Below are 679 nucleotides of genomic sequence, written 5' to 3' on the forward strand. Positions count from 1 at the left end.
ACCCCGAACGGGCAGGACTCCCCCGCTGCGGGCCCTGCCCGGCGGCGAGCCCCACACTGTGGGGCGGCCCTGCCACGTCCGCCGTCGCCGTGCGCGACGAAAAGGCCCACATGGTGCGACAGGCCCCAAGCGCCCCTCCCGGAGCGGGCTCCTACACCCCCCGGCGGTGCACCGGCCGCCGCAGACGTGCCGCCGGACGGGCCCCGACGGCACCGAGCTCACCACCGGCGCCGACAGGGCCAGCCCCCTCACCCACTCCGCAGGTGCGGCCGCCTCGGCCGAAGGAGACGGCCCGCCGGCGTTTCACGCCCTTCACGGGAGGAACGGGGTGGCGGAGCGGGCCCGCTCCCACACGCCGTGCAGCTGTTCCCCGGGACGCTGCTGCTCACCGTGCAGGGCGTTGAGGACCACCAGGCATCCGGTCAGGGCCGGCAAGGCCCACTGCGCGTAGGCCAGCTGCCGCCGGGCCCTGTCCACGTCCATCGGATGCTGCTCCGCCTTCTCCACGTCCCGCGGGTCGGACGAGGAGGCCAGCTCGACCTTCTTGCCCAGGATGCGGGCGTAAGCGGTGGCGGCCAGGGCCCCGGCGGTGACGAGGGTCTTGGCCGTAGTGGAGGCGGCCACCCCCTTCTGCGCGGCGACCCGGTGGGTGTTCGCCGCGAGCAGCCCACCGCCGCCG

Annotated in this window: 1 pseudogene; it reads right to left on the reverse strand. The window is 75.8% G+C overall.

Features of this window, described 5'->3' with window-relative positions:
* Positions 1–312: 312 nt before the first annotated feature.
* Positions 313–679, reverse strand: a pseudogene (locus ACFP2V_RS38575) (hypothetical protein); the annotation flags it as partial.

This window comes from Streptomyces incanus, from assembly GCF_042656345.1.
Taxonomy (GTDB): Bacteria; Actinomycetota; Actinomycetes; order Streptomycetales; family Streptomycetaceae; genus Streptomyces; species Streptomyces incanus.